Source organism: Pyxidicoccus sp. M15, assembly GCF_056858435.1.
The window spans coordinates 1,692,894-1,708,907 of the sequence record NZ_CM166495.1 but is presented as its reverse complement, the minus strand read 5'-3'; the positions used below and the strand labels follow the sequence as shown (position 1 = coordinate 1,708,907).

The 16,014-nt window shown below is 70.1% G+C and carries 11 protein-coding genes; 9 read left to right on the top strand and 2 right to left on the bottom strand.

Features of this window, described 5'->3' with window-relative positions; genetic code table 11:
* Positions 1–50 precede the first annotated feature (50 nt).
* Genes ACX9TP_RS06770 through ACX9TP_RS06740 form a run of 7 tightly spaced genes read left to right on the top strand, consistent with a single transcriptional unit; the run spans position 51 to position 8,422 of the window.
* Positions 51–794 (top strand): hypothetical protein, encoded by a 744-nt coding sequence (locus ACX9TP_RS06770; protein ID WP_482978900.1) that lies wholly within the window; start codon positions 51–53, stop codon positions 792–794.
* Positions 795–836: 42 nt separating this feature from the next.
* Positions 837–5,279 (top strand): pilus assembly protein, encoded by a 4,443-nt coding sequence (locus ACX9TP_RS06765; protein WP_482978899.1) that lies wholly within the window; start codon positions 837–839, stop codon positions 5,277–5,279.
* Entirely contained in the window at positions 5,279–5,806 is a 528-nt protein-coding gene (locus tag ACX9TP_RS06760) for a type IV pilus modification PilV family protein (protein ID WP_482978898.1), read from the top strand. The genes ACX9TP_RS06765 and ACX9TP_RS06760 overlap by 1 nt, the downstream gene beginning before the upstream one ends.
* Positions 5,803–6,999 (top strand): prepilin-type N-terminal cleavage/methylation domain-containing protein, encoded by a 1,197-nt coding sequence (locus ACX9TP_RS06755; protein WP_482978897.1) that lies wholly within the window; start codon positions 5,803–5,805, stop codon positions 6,997–6,999. The genes ACX9TP_RS06760 and ACX9TP_RS06755 overlap by 4 nt, the downstream gene beginning before the upstream one ends.
* 28 nt (positions 7,000–7,027) lie before the next feature.
* Entirely contained in the window at positions 7,028–7,654 is a 627-nt protein-coding gene (locus tag ACX9TP_RS06750) for a pilus assembly FimT family protein (RefSeq protein ID WP_482978896.1), read from the top strand.
* A gap of 53 nt (positions 7,655–7,707) precedes the next feature.
* Positions 7,708–8,028: a c-type cytochrome gene (locus tag ACX9TP_RS06745; protein ID WP_482978895.1), complete on the top strand. Its 321-nt coding sequence runs from the start codon at positions 7,708–7,710 to the stop codon at positions 8,026–8,028.
* Between the two features lie 58 nt (positions 8,029–8,086).
* Positions 8,087–8,422, top strand: a complete 336-nt coding sequence (locus tag ACX9TP_RS06740) for a hypothetical protein (RefSeq protein ID WP_482978894.1) — start codon at positions 8,087–8,089, stop codon at positions 8,420–8,422.
* Here the strand turns inward: ACX9TP_RS06740 and ACX9TP_RS06735 are convergent.
* The gene (locus ACX9TP_RS06735) at positions 8,419–9,909 is read right to left on the bottom strand and encodes a PAS domain-containing sensor histidine kinase (RefSeq protein WP_482978893.1); all 1,491 of its coding nucleotides are present in this window, start codon (positions 9,907–9,909) and stop codon (positions 8,419–8,421) included. The genes ACX9TP_RS06740 and ACX9TP_RS06735 overlap by 4 nt on opposite strands.
* A gap of 211 nt (positions 9,910–10,120) precedes the next feature.
* Between ACX9TP_RS06735 and mfd the strand changes: the two genes are divergently transcribed.
* Positions 10,121–13,714, top strand: coding sequence for a transcription-repair coupling factor (gene mfd, locus ACX9TP_RS06730; RefSeq protein ID WP_482978892.1), 3,594 nt, complete (start codon positions 10,121–10,123; stop codon positions 13,712–13,714).
* A 141-nt stretch (positions 13,715–13,855) separates the two neighbouring features.
* Here the strand turns inward: mfd and ACX9TP_RS06725 are convergent, their stop codons facing one another.
* Positions 13,856–14,446, bottom strand: coding sequence for a flavodoxin family protein (locus tag ACX9TP_RS06725; RefSeq protein ID WP_482978891.1), 591 nt, complete (start codon positions 14,444–14,446; stop codon positions 13,856–13,858).
* Between the two features lie 185 nt (positions 14,447–14,631).
* Here ACX9TP_RS06725 and ACX9TP_RS06720 point away from each other — a divergent pair, with 185 nt between their 5' ends.
* Entirely contained in the window at positions 14,632–16,014 is a 1,383-nt protein-coding gene (locus ACX9TP_RS06720; RefSeq protein WP_482978890.1) for a hypothetical protein, read from the top strand.

Below are 16,014 nucleotides of genomic sequence, written 5' to 3'. Positions count from 1 at the left end.
GAGCGAGTGACACCGCTCTTCCCCGTTGCCTGTCCGGCAAGGAGCCTCAGGTGAACCGTTCCCCGCCCTCTTCGTGCGCGCCCCCGCGCCAGCGCTTCCGGCGCGGCTTCACGTTGTTGATGGCCATGGGACTCATCGCCATGACCACCGTCGCGGTGATGGTGGCGCTGCGCGCGGTCACCACGGAAAGCAACCTGCAGGCCCACGAGCGCCGCGCGCGCGAGGCCTTCTTCGCCGCCGAGGCGGGCATGGCCGAGGGGCGGGTCATCGTCCAGGCCATCGTGGGCAACAACACCCAGTACAGCGGGGTCTTCGATACGCTGGGCACCCAGTTCAACGGCCAGGGCCTCAACGGGTTCGTCGCCGAGGCGGGCCTGCCCTCGGATGCGGCCAAGCCTTGGTACCAGGTCATCCCCTGGACCGACTACAGGATGACCCGGGGCACCGTGGGCGCTGGAATCGACCCGGGGGTCACCGGCGCGAACCAGGAGCTCATCGGCCCGGACGGCCAGCCCATCACCGACTACCCGGCGCCCAACAACGTCCGCTACCGCGTCTTCATCGTGGATGACGTGGACGCAGACCCCAGCCGCATGGTCGACACCAACAACCAGATCTGGATCGTCTCCGTCGGCGAGGTCAGCTCCAACGGCGGCCAGCCCTACCGCACCATCGTCCGCTCGCTCGTCACCAACGAGAACGGCGTCGGCGGCGGCGGCGGGTACGGCACCAAGCTCGGCGGCGGCAGCAACGGGTCTACCTACACGGGCACCATGCCCACCTGGACCCCCTGAACTGAACTCCTTTCATCTCCTTGCCCCGGAAGGGGAGACACCATGCGCTTGAAGCGGATCATGATGGTCGCGGTGGCCCTGGCTTCGGCCGGCGGCGTAATCGCCCAGGCACAGACCGGTGGGGGAACCCCTCCCGCCACGCCCGGGGTCGGCGGCCTCCAGAGCCTCTGCATCGACACCGACGGAGGGGACGTCCAGCCCGACTTCAACGCGGATGCCGGCATCCCCTCCGCCATCCTCCTCATCGAGAACGAGCCGCCCGGCAGCAAGCCCAAGCTGCGGTTGAACACCAACCTCAACAAGCTGGACCCCGAGCGCATCATCCTGCCGTTCGACCAGAACCTGGACGCCCTCATCGTGGACGACCAGGCCGGTGGCGGCGCGTCCCACACGCTGGGCTGGTTCTATTACGACGAGCTCGTCGACGCCGGGTACATCGACATCCGCGACGCGGGTGACCCGAACGACGACCACCTCAGGGACCTGAACAACAACCGCGTCCCCGACTTCCACGAGGACCTGTACAACGTCTCCGCGGGCGCCAATGCGCGCCCGTACGTCGGCCTCACGCCGCGCTGCCCCGGCCGCACGTTCACCCATACCCTGGCGGACGGCGGCGGGACCGTCACCCTTCGGGACCCGGACCTGCTCACCGGCTCCTGCACCGGCACCACCAGCTACATCGCCAACAACGGCCCCAAGCGCTGGGACAATGGCCCGGGTTATCCGCCCCAGCCCACCGGCCTGGGAGGCGTGGTCGGCCAGCGTGTCCGGGACTTCGTCACCGCGCTGCTCGAGAACGGCACCGACACCGGCGTTCTGAGGTCGAGCGCCATCGCCAGCCCGACCCTCACCAACAATCTCGTCGACACGTATTTCAGCGACCAGGGCCTGTTCCCCCACGTCCCCAACCTGCTGGAGCCCCGGCACGAGCTGAACGGCAACCGCGGCATCGGCCATTTCGTCTTCCTGAGCACGGACGACGACGGCAACACCTGCCGCTCGTCCCCCAACGCCGAGTGCTTCGCGCCGCGCATGGCCTGGAAGCGGCTGGAGGACGGCGGCACGGCCTTCGTGGGCCCCATCTGGGACACCTCGACCGGCGCCAACGGCGTCCCCGACTACAAGGCGAGCGCCATCGACCCCTCGGGTCAGGTCATCGGCGACGAGAGCGTGACGGCGGCCATCACCAAGCTCGCGGACCAGCGCGTGCAGCTGGGCAAGCTCCAGGGCGACCGCGAAATCGTCTTCTTCCTCAACACCTACGTGGAGCAGCGCTTCGGCGGTACCGACTCGTGCCTCATCACCCGGCCCTCCGGTGATTCGCGAGAGCTCCAGTGCGACCTGTGGCTGCACGGCGACATCAACACCTTCTTCTCGAAGTCGCTGCTCAACATGGACCTCCACCAGAGCACCGACCCCCTGGTGGTGAACGACAAGAACCTGGGCACCGACTGGCTGGGCGGCAATGCCTACACCCGGCTCGCGACCGACTCGGCCTACGGCGGCATCACGTTCCCCGCGGGCCAGACGCAGGACGTGAAGTCGTACAACCGCCGCGCGGCGCACACCCTGGTGGGCGCCCCCTCCAACAACCCGCTGGTGTGGCTGCTCGGCTGGGAAGACCAGGTCGGCGGCGGTAACCGCACGTACGACGACATCGTCATCCTCATCAACAAGCAGAACAACGGCTCGTTCCGCTCGAACGTCGTCTCCGACATCCCCATCGAGGTGGCCGACGACTTCACCATCACCGAGGTGGCGTTCGACGTGGTGGACCAGCCCTTCTTCGTGCCGGACGGCGGCAGCCTCACCAACTGCTCGAAGACGGTGCCCAACAGCGTCGACCCGCTCAGGCCGGAAATCCGCTACGAGGTGGCGCTCGACTGCAAGGTTCGCGTCGCCGACGGTGGGTACGAGCCCAACCCGGAGCCGAACTGGCTGGAGCTCGACCTGGGCGGCAGCGACGGCGGCATCCGCGACGCGGGGACGGTGGTGTCGGACCTGATGGAGCGCGGCCGCGTGGGCACGCAGCTGTGCTGGCGCGCCGTCCTGGAGAGCCCGGGCGAGGCCTGCCAGCCCACCATCATGGACGTCAAGGTGTCCTACAAGGCGCAGCGCAGCGGCCAGTACGGCCGGGCCTCCGTCATCCCCATGGCCAACGTCGTCGTCTACGGCGTGCGCGAGACGCCGGGCCGCACCTGGTTCGACGGCGGCGTCGACGAGGTCTCCACGCGCGTCTTCGACGGCTACGCGGACACCGTGGACCGCGGCCACCTCCACCTGAAGCAGCTCTACAACCCGGACACCACCAACCTGCAGCCGTATGAGCCGGCCGCCGCGGTGTGGGACTCCGGCAAGTGGCTGCGAGACTTGATGGACACCCTGGAGGGACCGAGCACGGTGACCGACCCGGCCACCGAGCGCAAGCTGCTCACCCGGGACCCGGGCGGGCTGACGGTCGAGGTGGCGACCTACCTCGACGCCGACGACACCGCCAGCCCCGCCTTCCCCAACACGCTCTGCACCTCGACCTACCGGAGCGGAACGAAGTACCTCTACGACCTGGACCAGAACGGCACGTGCAACCCGGCCGACCGCACCTTCCTGCGCGACTGGCTCTACGGCTGGGAGAACCGGAGCGCGGCGAACGTCAACAACCGGCTCCGCACCTGGCCCATGGGCGGCATCATGCTCTCCACGCCGGCGGTCGTCGGCCCCGCGGGCGTCCCCGCCTGGGTGCTGCGGACCTCGAACCGGACCGAGCAGGACCAGTACCTCAACCGCTTCATGCGCCAGGCCACCGTGGCCGGCCGGCCCACGGTGACGTACGTGGGGACCACGCAGGGCTACCTGCACGCGGTGAGGACCGGTACCTACAAGCCCGAGGACGACCCCTGCACCCCCCGCGCCGAGGGCCAGGGCTACTTCGCCCGCCTGGGCGCGTGCGGCACCAGCCACAACTACGGTGACGGGAAGGAGCTGTTCGCATACCTGCCCTACAAGCAGCTGCCCTACTACGTGGAGAACTACCGCCGCACCAACAGCGTGCCCGGCAATCCCACCGCCGATGCACGGGCGAAGATGCGCGCCAGCATGGATGCCACGCCCAACGTGGCGGACGTCGACCTGGGCCAGGGCACCGAGTACACCGCCGAGACGGGCTACACGCCGACCGCCAACAACGCCTGGGTGCTCAACACCACCGACGTGAACCAGGGCGCGAAGACGGTGCTCGCCAGCGCCACCGGCCCCAACCAGAGCGTCTTCTTCGCCCTGGACGTCACCAACCCCAACAGCGCCGGCTACCCGCGGGCGATGTGGGAGTTCGACATGAAGAACGACGCCTTCAACACCACCGGCACGCCGTGCTCTCCCCCGAGCGGGACCACTTGCGCGGTGCTGCCGAACCGCTTCGGGAACGCCGCCGCCACCGTGAAGCCGGACACCCAGGGCTCGCGGCACGCCCCGGCCATCACCCGCCTGGACTTCGGCCCCCTGGCCGGGAAGAAGTGGGTCTCCATCTTCGCCACGGACTACGTGCCGGCGTCCGGCACGGTGGGCGCCCTCTACATCATGGACATGAAGACGGGCATGCCGGTGCAGGTGCCGGGCGGCAACCTGCAGTCGAGGCTGGCCGGCGTGGTGACGCTGGGCAAGAACGTGGCGGATGACCTCAACCAGGGCATCGGCGGCGAGCCGGTGACGGTGGACATCAACCAGGACGGCATTGATGACGTCATCTACGTCGCGTCCACCTCCGGGAAGGTCTACCGCATCAACCCCACGCTCATCGAAAACAACAACGCGAACAAGCTGGGCAAGGTGATCTCCTCCTGCGTCGTCGCCGACGCCAAGACGGCGCCGGGTGTGCAGGCGGCGTCCAGGCCCCACCAGCGCATCTTCTCCAGCATCTCCGCGCAGGTGGTGACGGCCGCCGGTGGCAACTCGGTGCGGCTGTACTTCGGCACCGGCAACAACCCGGACCTCGCCAACGAGGCGGCCGACACGGCGGTGCCGCGCCCGCGCTACTACGTGATGGCCTACGACGACCGCGACCCGACGCCCGCCGCCCGCTCCGCGGACGGCAACTGCCTGGCCACCCCCGTCTGGACCAATGAGCTGGATGACGGCCAGGTGGTGTGGGGCGGCGTGGCGGCGACGGACTCGGGCGTCTTCACCACCACGGCGGTGGGCAAGTCCGCCAACGTCTGCGGCCTGAGCAGCTCCGAGAGCGGCAAGGCCTACGCCTTCACCTCCGGGGGGCAGGCCTCCGCCGGCAACGGCACGAGCCTGGGCGGCCACGGCACGCACGCGCCGGTGGTGCACGACCGCCACCTCGTCTTCCTCACGGCGGACGGCAAGGTGATGTCGAAGGGGAGCGAGCCCTACGGCAGCACGGAGAATGGCGGCGCCGGCCGCAGGTCCAACATCCTCATCTGGGACGTGCGCTCCGGCACGCGCATCCAGGAGGCGGTGCCGTAATGCCGCACGCATCTGTTCGCTCCCGCCGGCACGCGCGCGGCCTCACCCTGCTGGAGACCATGGCGACCGCCGCGGTGCTCATGGTGGGCATCCTCGGGGTGCTCACCGTGCTGGTGGCGGCCTCGCGGCAGAACCGCCGGAACAACAACCAGACGCAGGCCACACTCATCGCCGAGCAGGAGCTGGAGCGCATCGTCTCGCTGCGCTGCCTGGGCAACGACGCGTCGCCCTGCTCCAACATCCAGGCCCTGGATGACAGCGTGCGCCAGGTGTGGTGGGCCGCCAACGGGGAGATGACCGAGGTGGCGCCCGCGGCCAGCGCGACACCCCGGATGCTGTACACCGTCGCGGTGGACGTGGACCCGCCCGTCGAGGGCGGCGAGCAGGGCTCGCCGAGCCTCACCCGGCCGGTCGCCGGCCTGAACCTGCCGGCGGGCATGATTGTCAACGTGCGTGTCACGGTGAGCTGGCGGGAACCCTCGGTTGCCCGCCGCGCCGTGGCCTTGCAGACCCGGATGTCTCGATGACGAAGAAACGCCAGTCCGCCCCGCGCGGCTTCACCCTCATCGAAGTGCTCATCGCCGCGACCATCTCGCTGATAGTCCTCAGCATGGCCGTGATGGTGGGCGTGCAGCTCCAGCGCCGTGGCTTCATGGAAGAGCGGACGGTGGAGACGCAGAACGCGGCGCGGGCCGCGCGCGACATGATGGCGGCCGGCGTCCAGCGCGCGGGCGCGGGCGCGGGCAGCCTGCCGCTCGCGGTGGGCACCAGCGGCGCGGGGACGGTGGACCTGCGCTATGCCGTGTGGCCCATCACCAACGCGAACTTCACCGACGGCGGCTTCGCGCTGCCGACGGGCCAGTACGCGGGGCTCACCTCGGACGCGCTGGAGCTCTGGGAGACGGACCCCGGGACGCTGATTCCCCTGGCGGTGTGCGACAGCACCTCCTCGCCCTGGGTGGGGAACAAGCTGTGCACTTCCGTGGCACCTCCCAGCGTGATGCTGGGACGGATGGCCGCGGTGGTGGCCCCGGAGCCCTCGGGCCGCACCGCGGTCTGCGTGGGCGTCGTCGGCACACTGGACCAGACCAAGTCCCCTCCGGGTGACAACGACTTCGGCGTCCTGTGGACGCCGGGCCTGCCGGGCAGCCCCCTTCCCGGGGGCCACCCCTGCGCCGCCTTTCCCGCGAGCACCGGCGGCACCCTCTGGGCAGCGCCGGACATCTACCTCATGCCGCTGACGGCCCGCTCCTTCCGCGTGAACTGGACGGGGGGCCAGCCGGCGCTGGAGGTGGACCCGGACGGCTTCGCCGGCAACCAGGGCTACGCCGCCGTGTCGCGGGACATCGAGCAGCTCAAGGTCCGCATGGGCGTGGTGGACCCCGACTCGACGGACGGGGGCGTGCTCTTCTTCCCCGACCCCGTCGCCGCCCGCCCGGCGCTGGACCAGTGCACGCACGCGAGCTGCTCGACCTTCGTCACCTGGGACGCCGGCGTCGTCATGGCCGGCAACGAGGGGCCGGGCAGCGCGCGCGACGAGCTGATGAGGCGCGTGCGGCTGGTGGAGCTGGAAATCACCGCGCGCTCCCAGCGGATGGACGTGACCGCCCAGACAGCGGACGGGGGCGTGGACGAGGATGGCAACCTGATGGACGGCTTCAAGCGGCGGCATACCGTCATCCGCCTGGCGCCGCGCAACTTCGGCTACTCGGGGTTCTGAGATGCGACCGCGTCGGATTCAGTCGGGCATGACGCTCATCGAGGTCATGGTGGTGGTGGCCATCCTGAGCCTCTTCGCCACCCTCGCGGTGGTGGGCGTGCAGGGGATGCTGGACCGTCAGCGCGTCAGCAGCGCGCAGCGGGAGCTGCTCCTGGTGGCGCAGGAGGCCCGCCAGAAGGCGCGCTCCACGCTCCAGCCGGTGCGGCTGTCGGTGACGACCACCGTCGAGGCCGGAATGAACGTGACGCGCCTGCGCTGGGAGGCGCTGGCCTGCGCGGACGCGTGGGGCACGACCTGCCCCATGACGGCCTGCGAGAGCAACGCCTGCGGAGCGGCCGGGTGCACCTGCACGGAGACGGGGACGCCCGTGATTGTCCCCCGGGGCCTGGACGTCGCCCCCCTGGACGGCCTGTGCTGGCTGGGCACCCAGGAGCCCGGCGGCGCCACGCCGCCCGCCGTCGTCCGCACGGGGGGGCGGGCCTGCCTGAGCACCAGTCCCCGCCCCACCGAGGGACAGCTCGTGCTGAAGCGCAACCGGGGCACCACCCAGGCTCCCGTGTGGCACAAGGACACGGTGATGGTGGTGGACGGGCTCACCGGCGCCATCCGCTCGGTGGACTGCGGAAAGTACCCCTCGGCGCCCGGCTGCATCTGACGCCCGCGGGCCTGCCTCGCAGGCCCGCCATTCCCTTCGAGGAGACAGCAACGATGATGAAGCGGCTCGCCCTGGTGATGGCCCTCGGCCTGACCATGACTGCCCACGCGGAGGACGTCGCCGACGTGTGGAAGGCGAAGTGCAAGTCCTGCCATGGCGAGGACGGCAAGGCGAAGACGAAGATGGGCCAGAAGGAGTCCATCGACGACTTCTCCTCGCCTGCCTGGCAGAAGGCCGAGTCGGACGCCGAAATCCGGCAGGTCATCACCGAGGGCTCGTCCCGCAACAACAAGATGAAGCCCTACAAGGACAAGCTCACCCCCGCGCAGATTGACGCCCTGGTGGGATACATCCGCACAATGAAGGCAAAGTAGCCGGCTTGAATTTCCCCGCGGGCCTGAGCGTCATGGGACGTGAGAATTGGAGCCGCCCATGAAGAACCTCACCGTCGCCCTCGTGTTCTGCGCATCCATGGCCAGCCTCTTCACCTCGCTGCGCGCGGACGCCCTGTCCTCCGTGCGCATCGAGCAGGGGCTGTCCCGGCCCGAGCCGCTCTCCGCGCTGCACAGGGGCGACGGCAAGGGCGGGGGCAAGGGCGGCGGGGATGACGACAAGAAGGGCGGAAAGGACGACGACGAGGAGGACGAGGAGGAGTACCGCGCCCGCTACTCCGGCCTGTCCCAGCGCGCCGCCCTGGAGATGGTGGACCCGGGCGGGCTGGAAGACGTGCTCCGCGTCCGCGCGGGCCTGAGGTTCGGCTCCCGCTAGCGCGGCCCTGGAGGCCGGGCGACGCGGGGCAGCGTCACCGCGAAGCAGGTGCCGGCGTCCACCGACGACGCCACGTCCACCCAGCCGCCGTGGGCGGTGACGATTTGCGACACGATGTAGAGCCCCAGGCCCAGCCCGTGGTGCTGGGGCCTCGGCTGGCCCGGCTCGGGCGCCGCGCGGTGGAAGGGCGCGAAGAGGCGCGGGCGCAGCGAGTCCGGAATCGGCGGCCCCCCGTTGTGCACCTCCAGCCGCTGGAAGTGCGCGTCCGCGGCGGCCAGCCGCACCCGCACCTGCGTGCCCTCCGGGCTGTGCTGGAGCGCGTTGCCGACGAGGTTGGAGAGCACCTGCCCCAGCCGCTCCTCGTCCCAGATGCCGCTCGAGTCGCCCTGCACCTCCAGGCAGACGCCGCGCTGCGGGTGGGCGGGCTCCAGCTCGGAGATGATGCGGCGGCACACCTCCTCCAGGGACACCTCGCGCGGGCGCAGGGGGATGCCACCCGCCATGCGCGCGCGGGTGAAGTCCAGCAGCTGCTTCACCAGCCGGGCCATGCGCCCGGCGCTCCCGTCGATGCGCTCCACCACGCGGCGCACGTCCGGCGTCAGGTTGTCCCTGGCGAGCAGCGCCGCCGCGGACAGGCGCACCGCGGCCAGCGGGTTGCCCAAATCGTGGCCCAGCACGCCGATGAAGCGCTCCTGGAAGCGCGCCTCCTCCTGGCGCTCCTGCTCCAGGCGGTGCCGGGCGGTGACGTCCCGGCTGATGCCGAAGAGGGCGTAGATGGTGCCGTCCCCGCGGCGCAGCACGCCCTTCGTCGTCTGCCAGATGCAGTCCGCGCCGGGGCCGCCCTCGGAGTCCTCGTACGTGGCCGTCTGGCCGGACTCCGCCACCGCGCGGTCATGCGCCAGCGTGGCCACGGCGGCGTCCGGCCCCAGCAATTCCGCGTCCGAGCGCCCGAGGATTTCATGCGGCTCGCGGTTGAAGGCGCTCGCGGTGGCGGGGTTGAGGAGCACGTAGCGCCCGTTCAAATCCTTCACGTAGACGGCGTCGGTGGCGCTCTCGATGACGGCGTGCAGCAGGTCATGGTCCCTCCGGAGGGCCTCCTCCGCGGCCATGCGCTCGGTGAGGTCCTCCAGGAAGACGACGGCGCCGTCCTCCCAGGGGGACACGCGCGCCTGCAGCCACACGGTGCCCACGGGGGACTGGCGCGCCAGCCGCGTCACCTCGGGCTCGCGGCGCACCGCCACGCGGACGCACACGGCGAACAGGCCGCACTCGCCCACCCACGGGGCCTCCTCCAACAGCCGCTGGCGCACCAGCGGGTGCTCCTCGCGGCCCAGCCAGCGCTCCGCGTAGCCATTGGCGGAGACACACTCGAAGTCGAGGATGCCCCCCACCGCGGAGCGGACGCTGCGCAGCACGACGACGGCCTCGGATGGAGAAATCTCCGCGACCCCTACCGGGCGCTTGTGGCTCCCACGAACAGATTGCATGGATGGAGCGGCACCCCCCAGTGATGCCCGTTGGAGCGCAAGCCTAGCCCCTCCTGCGGGCGGGCGGCCAACCGGCCCCCGGTGCGGCCGAAGCGTGCCGGACCGAACCTGGCGGGCGGTGTACCCCCCGCCGATACGACAGGCGGTGCGCTCTGTCGTTGCTTTGGTCCAGGCAGGCTCCTAATTACCCCGGGGCCCTCAGGGTCCACTCATGGACACTCCTCCCTTCTCCCAGACGCTGGATACCGAAGCCGCGCTGCACGGCGTGCCTCCGGTGGCAGGTGACCCGCTCGCCCAACTCCTGGCCGCGCTCCACCCCGGCCGCCGTGTGCGGACACAGGGGCTGAAGGGCGCGGCGCGGGGCCACGTGCTCGCCCGCCTGCACCAGGCGACCAAGGCACCGCTCGTCTGCGTCGCGGTGGACGAGGAGGCAGCCGACGCCCTGGCCGCCGACCTGGCCTTCTTCCTGGGAGGCAACGGCAGCCTGCTGGAGCCGCGGGTGCTGCGGCTGCCCGCGGACGAGCTGCTGCCCTTCGATGAGTTATCCCCCGACACGCGCACCGTCACCGAGCGGCTGGGCGCGCTGTTCCACCTGGGCCAGGGCACGCGCTTCCCGGCGCTGGTGCTGTCGGTGCGCGCGCTGTCGCGCCGCGTGCTGCCGCTGGAGGTGATGACGTCGCTGTCCCAGCGCGTGGTGGTGGGGCAGGACTTCGACCGGGACTCGCTGGCGCTGCAGCTGGCGCGCATGGGCTACCAGAACAGCCCGCTGGTGGAGGACGTGGGGACGTTCTCCGTGCGCGGCGGCCTGCTGGACGTCTTCAGCCCGCTCTACGACAAGCCGGTGCGCCTGGAGTTCTTCGGGGACACCATCGAGTCCATCCGCGCCTTCGACCCGCAGTCGCAGCGCACGGTGGACTCGCTCAAGGAAGTGTCGCTGGTGCCGGCGCGCGAGGTCATCCTCACGGAGGAGACGCGCCCGCGCGCCGAGGCCGCCGCCCGCGCGGTGGCGGACCGCATCAACCTGCCCACCATCCAGCTGCGAGAGCGCCTGGAGGCGCTGCGCGAGGGGCTGCCCGGCTTCGGCCTGGAGGGGCTGTTGCCCGGCCTCTTCGAGGGCGGCCTGTCCACGGTGTTCGACTTCCTGCGCACGTGGAGCAGGGAGCCCCCCGTCGTCTACGTGGACGACCCGCTGGGCGTGGACCGCGCGGTGGATGACTTGTGGACGGAGCTGGAGCGCTCCTTCACGGCGGCCCAGGAGCGGCAGGATTTGGTGTGCCCGCCCGCCGAGCACTTCCTCACGCGCGACGCGGTGGCGGAGCGGCTGGGCGCCTTGCGCGTGGTGGAGGGCGGCGGCCTGTCGCTGGCCCAGTCGGAGCGGCCCCCGGTGCTCTTCAACTTCGGCGGCACCCAGGATTTGCGCGAGGCGATTCTCGCGCACCACGGCGAGGAGGGCGCGCTCAGCCCGCTGGTGGAGCGGCTGCAGCGCTGGCGGGACATGCGCGTGGCGTGCGCGGTGGCGTGCGGCACGCTGAGCCAGGCGGACCGGCTCAAGCGGCTGCTCCAGGACCGCAACGTCATGGTGAAGGTGCACACGGAGCCCCTGACGGACGCGGCGAGGCTGTACGAGCCGTCCGTCTGGGTGCACCTGTTCACCGGTGAGGTGAGCCACGGCTTCGTGGACGGCGCGGGCGGGCTGGCCGTGCTGGCGGACGAGGAAATCTTCGGCGTCCGCGCGCGCAGGCGCCCCAAGCGCAGCAAGAAGCTGGACGCGTTCGCCTCGGGCTTTGGAGATTTGAAGGAAGGGGACCTCATCGTCCACACCGACTTCGGCATCGGCCGCTACGCGGGCCTGACGAAGATGGAGGTGAATGGCGTGCCCGGGGACTTCCTCGTCCTGGAGTACGCGGGGCGGGACAAAATCTACCTGCCGGTGGGCCGCATGCGGCTCATCCAGAAGTTCTCCGGCGGTGACCCGGACAAGGTGCAGCTGGACAAGCTGGGCACCACGAGCTGGGAGAAGACGAAGAAGCGCGTCAAGGAGCAGCTGCTCAAGATGGCGGCGGAGCTGTTGCAGATTGCCGCCGCGCGCAAGGCGCACCCGGGCCATGCCTTCAGCGCGCCGGACCGGTACTTCGCCCAGTTCGAGGCGGACTTCGAGTTCGAGGAGACGCCGGACCAGGCCAAGGCGATTGAGGACGTGCTGGCGGACATGCAGAAGCCGCAGCCCATGGACCGGCTCGTCTGCGGCGACGTGGGCTATGGCAAGACGGAGGTGGCCATGCGCGCCGCCTTCAAGGCCGCGCTGGACCGCAAGCAGGTGGCGGTGCTGGTGCCCACCACGGTGCTCGCGCAGCAGCACTACCTGTCCTTCAAGAAGCGCTTCAAGGACTACCCCGTCACGGTGGAGGTCATCTCCGGCATGAAGAAGGCGCCGGAGGTGCGGGAAATCCTCAAGCGGGCCAAGGAGGGCAAGGTCGACATCCTCATCGGCACGCACAAGCTGCTGGGCGGCGACGTGGCCTTCAAGGAACTGGGCCTGATGATTGTCGACGAGGAGCAGCGCTTCGGCGTGAAGCAGAAGGAGTCGCTCAAGAAGTGGCGCTCCCAGATTGACGTGCTGACGCTGACGGCGACGCCCATTCCCCGCACGCTGCACATGAGCATGTCGGGCGTGCGCGACATGAGCATCATCGCCACCCCGCCGGAGGACCGCCGCGCCATCCGCACCTTCGTCATGAAGCACGACGACGCGGTCATCAAGGAGGCGATTGAGCGCGAGGTGGGACGCGGCGGTCAGGTGTTCTTCGTCCACAACCGCGTGGAGTCGCTCCCCTCCATCGAGCAGCAGCTGAAGACGCTGGTGCCCCAGCTGAGCATCGGCGTGGCGCACGGGCAGATGGGCGAGGGCCAGCTGGAGAAGGTCATGCTGGCCTTCACGGAGCGCAAGCACCACGTGCTCTTGTGCACCTCCATCATCGAGAGCGGCATCGACATCTCGAGCGCCAACACGATGATTGTGAACCGGGCGGACCAGTTCGGCCTGGCGCAGCTCTACCAGCTGCGCGGGCGCGTGGGCCGCAGCAAGGAGCGCGCATACGCGTACCTGCTGGTGCCGTCGCGGCGCGCGGTGACGAAGGACGCGCAGCGGCGCCTGGAGGTGCTCCAGAACTTCACCGAGCTGGGCGCGGGCTTCTCCATCGCCTCGCACGACCTGGAGATTCGCGGCGCGGGCAACCTGCTGGGCGACAAGCAGTCGGGCGCCATCGCCGAGATTGGCTTCGACATGTACGCGCAGCTGCTGGAGGAGGCGGTGGCGGAGATGCAGGGCCAGCCGCCGCGCGCCCAGGTGGAGCCGGACGTGACGCTGCCCATGCCGGCGCTCATCCCGGACGACTACGTGAGCGACGTGCACCAGCGGCTGCTCTTCTACAAGCGCTTCAGCCAGGCCAGCCACCCGGACGAGGTGACGGATTTGCGCGCCGAGCTGGTGGACCGCTACGGCGAGGCGCCGGACGAGGTGGACTCGCTGTCCGAGCTGACGCTGCTGAAAATCGACATGCGGGATTTGCGGCTGCGCGCGCTCGAGGTGGGCACCGGCCGGCTGGTGGTGACTCTGGGCGCGGACGCGCTGCTGGACGGCGCGAAGGTGGCCGGACTGGTGCAGCGCTCGAAGGGCGTCTACCGCCTCACCCCGGACATGAAGCTCATCGTCCGCATGCCCCAGGGCGCCAGCGGGCATGACCTCATCGCCGAGGCGAAGAAGGTCCTGCGCGACTTGAGCCACTGCGCCCTGCCGCAGGCGTAGCTCGACCGAGAAACGCGAAGAGGCCTGGGACCTCATGGCCCCGGGCCTCTGTCTCGTCGGGCGCGTCCGGCTTCACGGCAGGGCGTACCGCCGGGCTGTTCGCCGCCTCCAGCGGATGCACGGGAAATCCGCGGGCTGCCCTCAGGCGGCGCGCGGCTCCACCGTGACGGGACGCACCAGGAACTCACGGGCCGCGTCGAGCGCGCGGCTGTCCGTGAGCACCTGCCCCGGCGCGGAGCCATGGCCGACGAGGGCCCCGCGCCAGTGCAGGCCCAGGTAGTCCGCGGACAGGCGCAGGCTCTGGATGGGCGGCTGCGCGACGGCGTCGTCCTCCTCGGAGGAGTGCGCGGTGACGAAGGACAGCACCTTGCCGCGCATCCGCTCGCGGAAGCGCAGCTCCGGCATGCGCAGCCACCAGGACCAGTGCTCCAGATAGTGCTGCGCCGTGGAGGACAGGTTGTACCAGTACACCGGCGACACCATGACCAGCTCGTCCGCCGCCAGCGTGCGCTCCGCCAGCGCGAGCAGCTCCGGCCCCGGCTTCGGGTAGCCTCCCGGCGCGTGGCGCAAGTCCCGGAAGGGCTGGCGCAGGTGCTCCTCCAGCCGCAGCCAGTCCACCACCGTGCCCGCCGGCAGCGCTTCCGCGGCGCGGCGGGCGAGCTGCTCGGCGTTGCCGCCCTCTCGCGCGCTGGCCAGCAGGAAGAGCACGTTGCGGGAAGTCGAAGACGTCATGACGGGCCCAGGTGGGAGGGAGGCCGCACTCTTAACAAGGCGTCCCCACTCGCGCAGGCCCCCCGTTGACACCAGGGCGCGCTCCGTCGTTTACCCCGAGAATGACCCTTAATACACGACAGACCAGAACACCCAGAAGGCTTGGAGTCCTTGGTACCCTCGCCGTCGCCCTCGCCTGCCTGACGGTGTCCACGTCCTCGGCGCACGCGCAGGCGTGGACGCTGAGCACCGCGCAGCGGCAGGCGTTCCTCCAGTACTACGCCCCCATCGTCTTCAAGCGCGGCAACGGCAACGACAGCCGCCACGGCTACGACTGGATTACGAACTTCAACTTCGACCAGGACGGGGACTTCTCCAACAACAAGCTGCACTGGAAGGACGTCGACAACTACATCGATGCCGCGCGTGCCGGGAGTGGCGCGTACAGCCACTGGCGCATCCGCCCCACGCTCTACACGTCGCTCATCGAGTTCATGGACGGCGGAGCGAAGAACCTCGTCCTCACGTTCCACATCTACCACGCGCTCGACAAGAACGCGGCCGGTGACTGGCAGCTCCACGACTGGGAGCGCGTGGAGATGCTGGTGAAGAACGTGGTCGGCGCACCGGGCAGCGGGGAGTCCGTCGCGTACGCCGTCGTCACCCAGCACAAGCGCCACGTCGTGCGCACGCAGGGCAGCGCCGAGCTCAACTTCATGCAGACGGCCACGGGCAAGCACCTGCTCATCTGGCAGGCCGAGTGGTCCGACAAGCTGCTGGCCCCCCACGGGCAGGAGCTGCGCTTCGTGGGCGACACGTACGCGTGGATTGCGACGCAGATGGCCAGTCCCACCGCGAAGGCGGAGGTCGACGTGAACAACGACGACGGCCGGAAGAAGGTGCACTACGCCTTCGTGCCGCAGGGCTCGTCCGCGGCGGTCTCCGCCCTTGGAGCGCGCGGCATCACCTACGCCACGGCGGACTCGCTCGCGAGCCGTACGGACAATGGCACCTCCGTCACGTGGCCCGGCGTCAAGCGCGTCACCTACGAGCTGCAGGACATCGCGGACATCCTCCCCACGCACTGGCAGCACGGCGGCTACGCGACGCACTGGCTGAGCACCGACCCGGTGGTGGACTTCTGGATGGAGAGCCCCATCACCAACGAAGCGGGCGTGGCGGAGGTCAGCAGCGGCATGAATCGCTTCTTCACGAAGACGCGCGACATCGAGAACCAGGATGACCGCGAGGGCTACCCCGCGAAGAGCTGGTTCCTCGGCACCTATGAGATGAACGCCAGCGCGTCGGACACGGGCGGCGGCGGCTCGGGCGCCTTCAAGGACAACTCCTACGCCAGCACGGCGGTGGACTCGCGCGGCCAGACGCGCGCGAGCGCCAGCGGCTTCAGCACGTCCCCCAACGCCTTCTGGTGGCAGCACGACTACTTCGTCCACGCCGGCACCGTCGACTCGACAGAAGGCGTGGAGGCCGGCTTCTGGCTGCCGGGGCCGTGGTACCTGCCGGCGTACGGCGGCTTCGACGGCCGCTGGGTGCAGCTCTTCGACGACCGGCCCGGCCAGGAGCCCTGA

Excerpts from the sequence above, each read along its gene's own strand:
- ACX9TP_RS06765 (WP_482978899.1), top strand. The coding sequence starts at position 837 with ATGCGCTTGAAGCGGATCATGATGGTCGCGGTGGCCCTGGCTTCGGCC.
- ACX9TP_RS06760 (WP_482978898.1), top strand. The coding sequence starts at position 5,279 with ATGCCGCACGCATCTGTTCGCTCCCGCCGGCACGCGCGCGGCCTCACC.
- ACX9TP_RS06755 (WP_482978897.1), top strand. The coding sequence starts at position 5,803 with ATGACGAAGAAACGCCAGTCCGCCCCGCGCGGCTTCACCCTCATCGAA.
- ACX9TP_RS06750 (WP_482978896.1), top strand. The coding sequence starts at position 7,028 with ATGACGCTCATCGAGGTCATGGTGGTGGTGGCCATCCTGAGCCTCTTC.
- ACX9TP_RS06745 (WP_482978895.1), top strand. The coding sequence starts at position 7,708 with ATGATGAAGCGGCTCGCCCTGGTGATGGCCCTCGGCCTGACCATGACT.
- ACX9TP_RS06740 (WP_482978894.1), top strand. The coding sequence starts at position 8,087 with ATGAAGAACCTCACCGTCGCCCTCGTGTTCTGCGCATCCATGGCCAGC.
- ACX9TP_RS06735 (WP_482978893.1), bottom strand. The coding sequence starts at position 9,909 with ATGCAATCTGTTCGTGGGAGCCACAAGCGCCCGGTAGGGGTCGCGGAG.
- mfd (WP_482978892.1), top strand. The coding sequence starts at position 10,121 with ATGGACACTCCTCCCTTCTCCCAGACGCTGGATACCGAAGCCGCGCTG.
- ACX9TP_RS06725 (WP_482978891.1), bottom strand. The coding sequence starts at position 14,446 with ATGACGTCTTCGACTTCCCGCAACGTGCTCTTCCTGCTGGCCAGCGCG.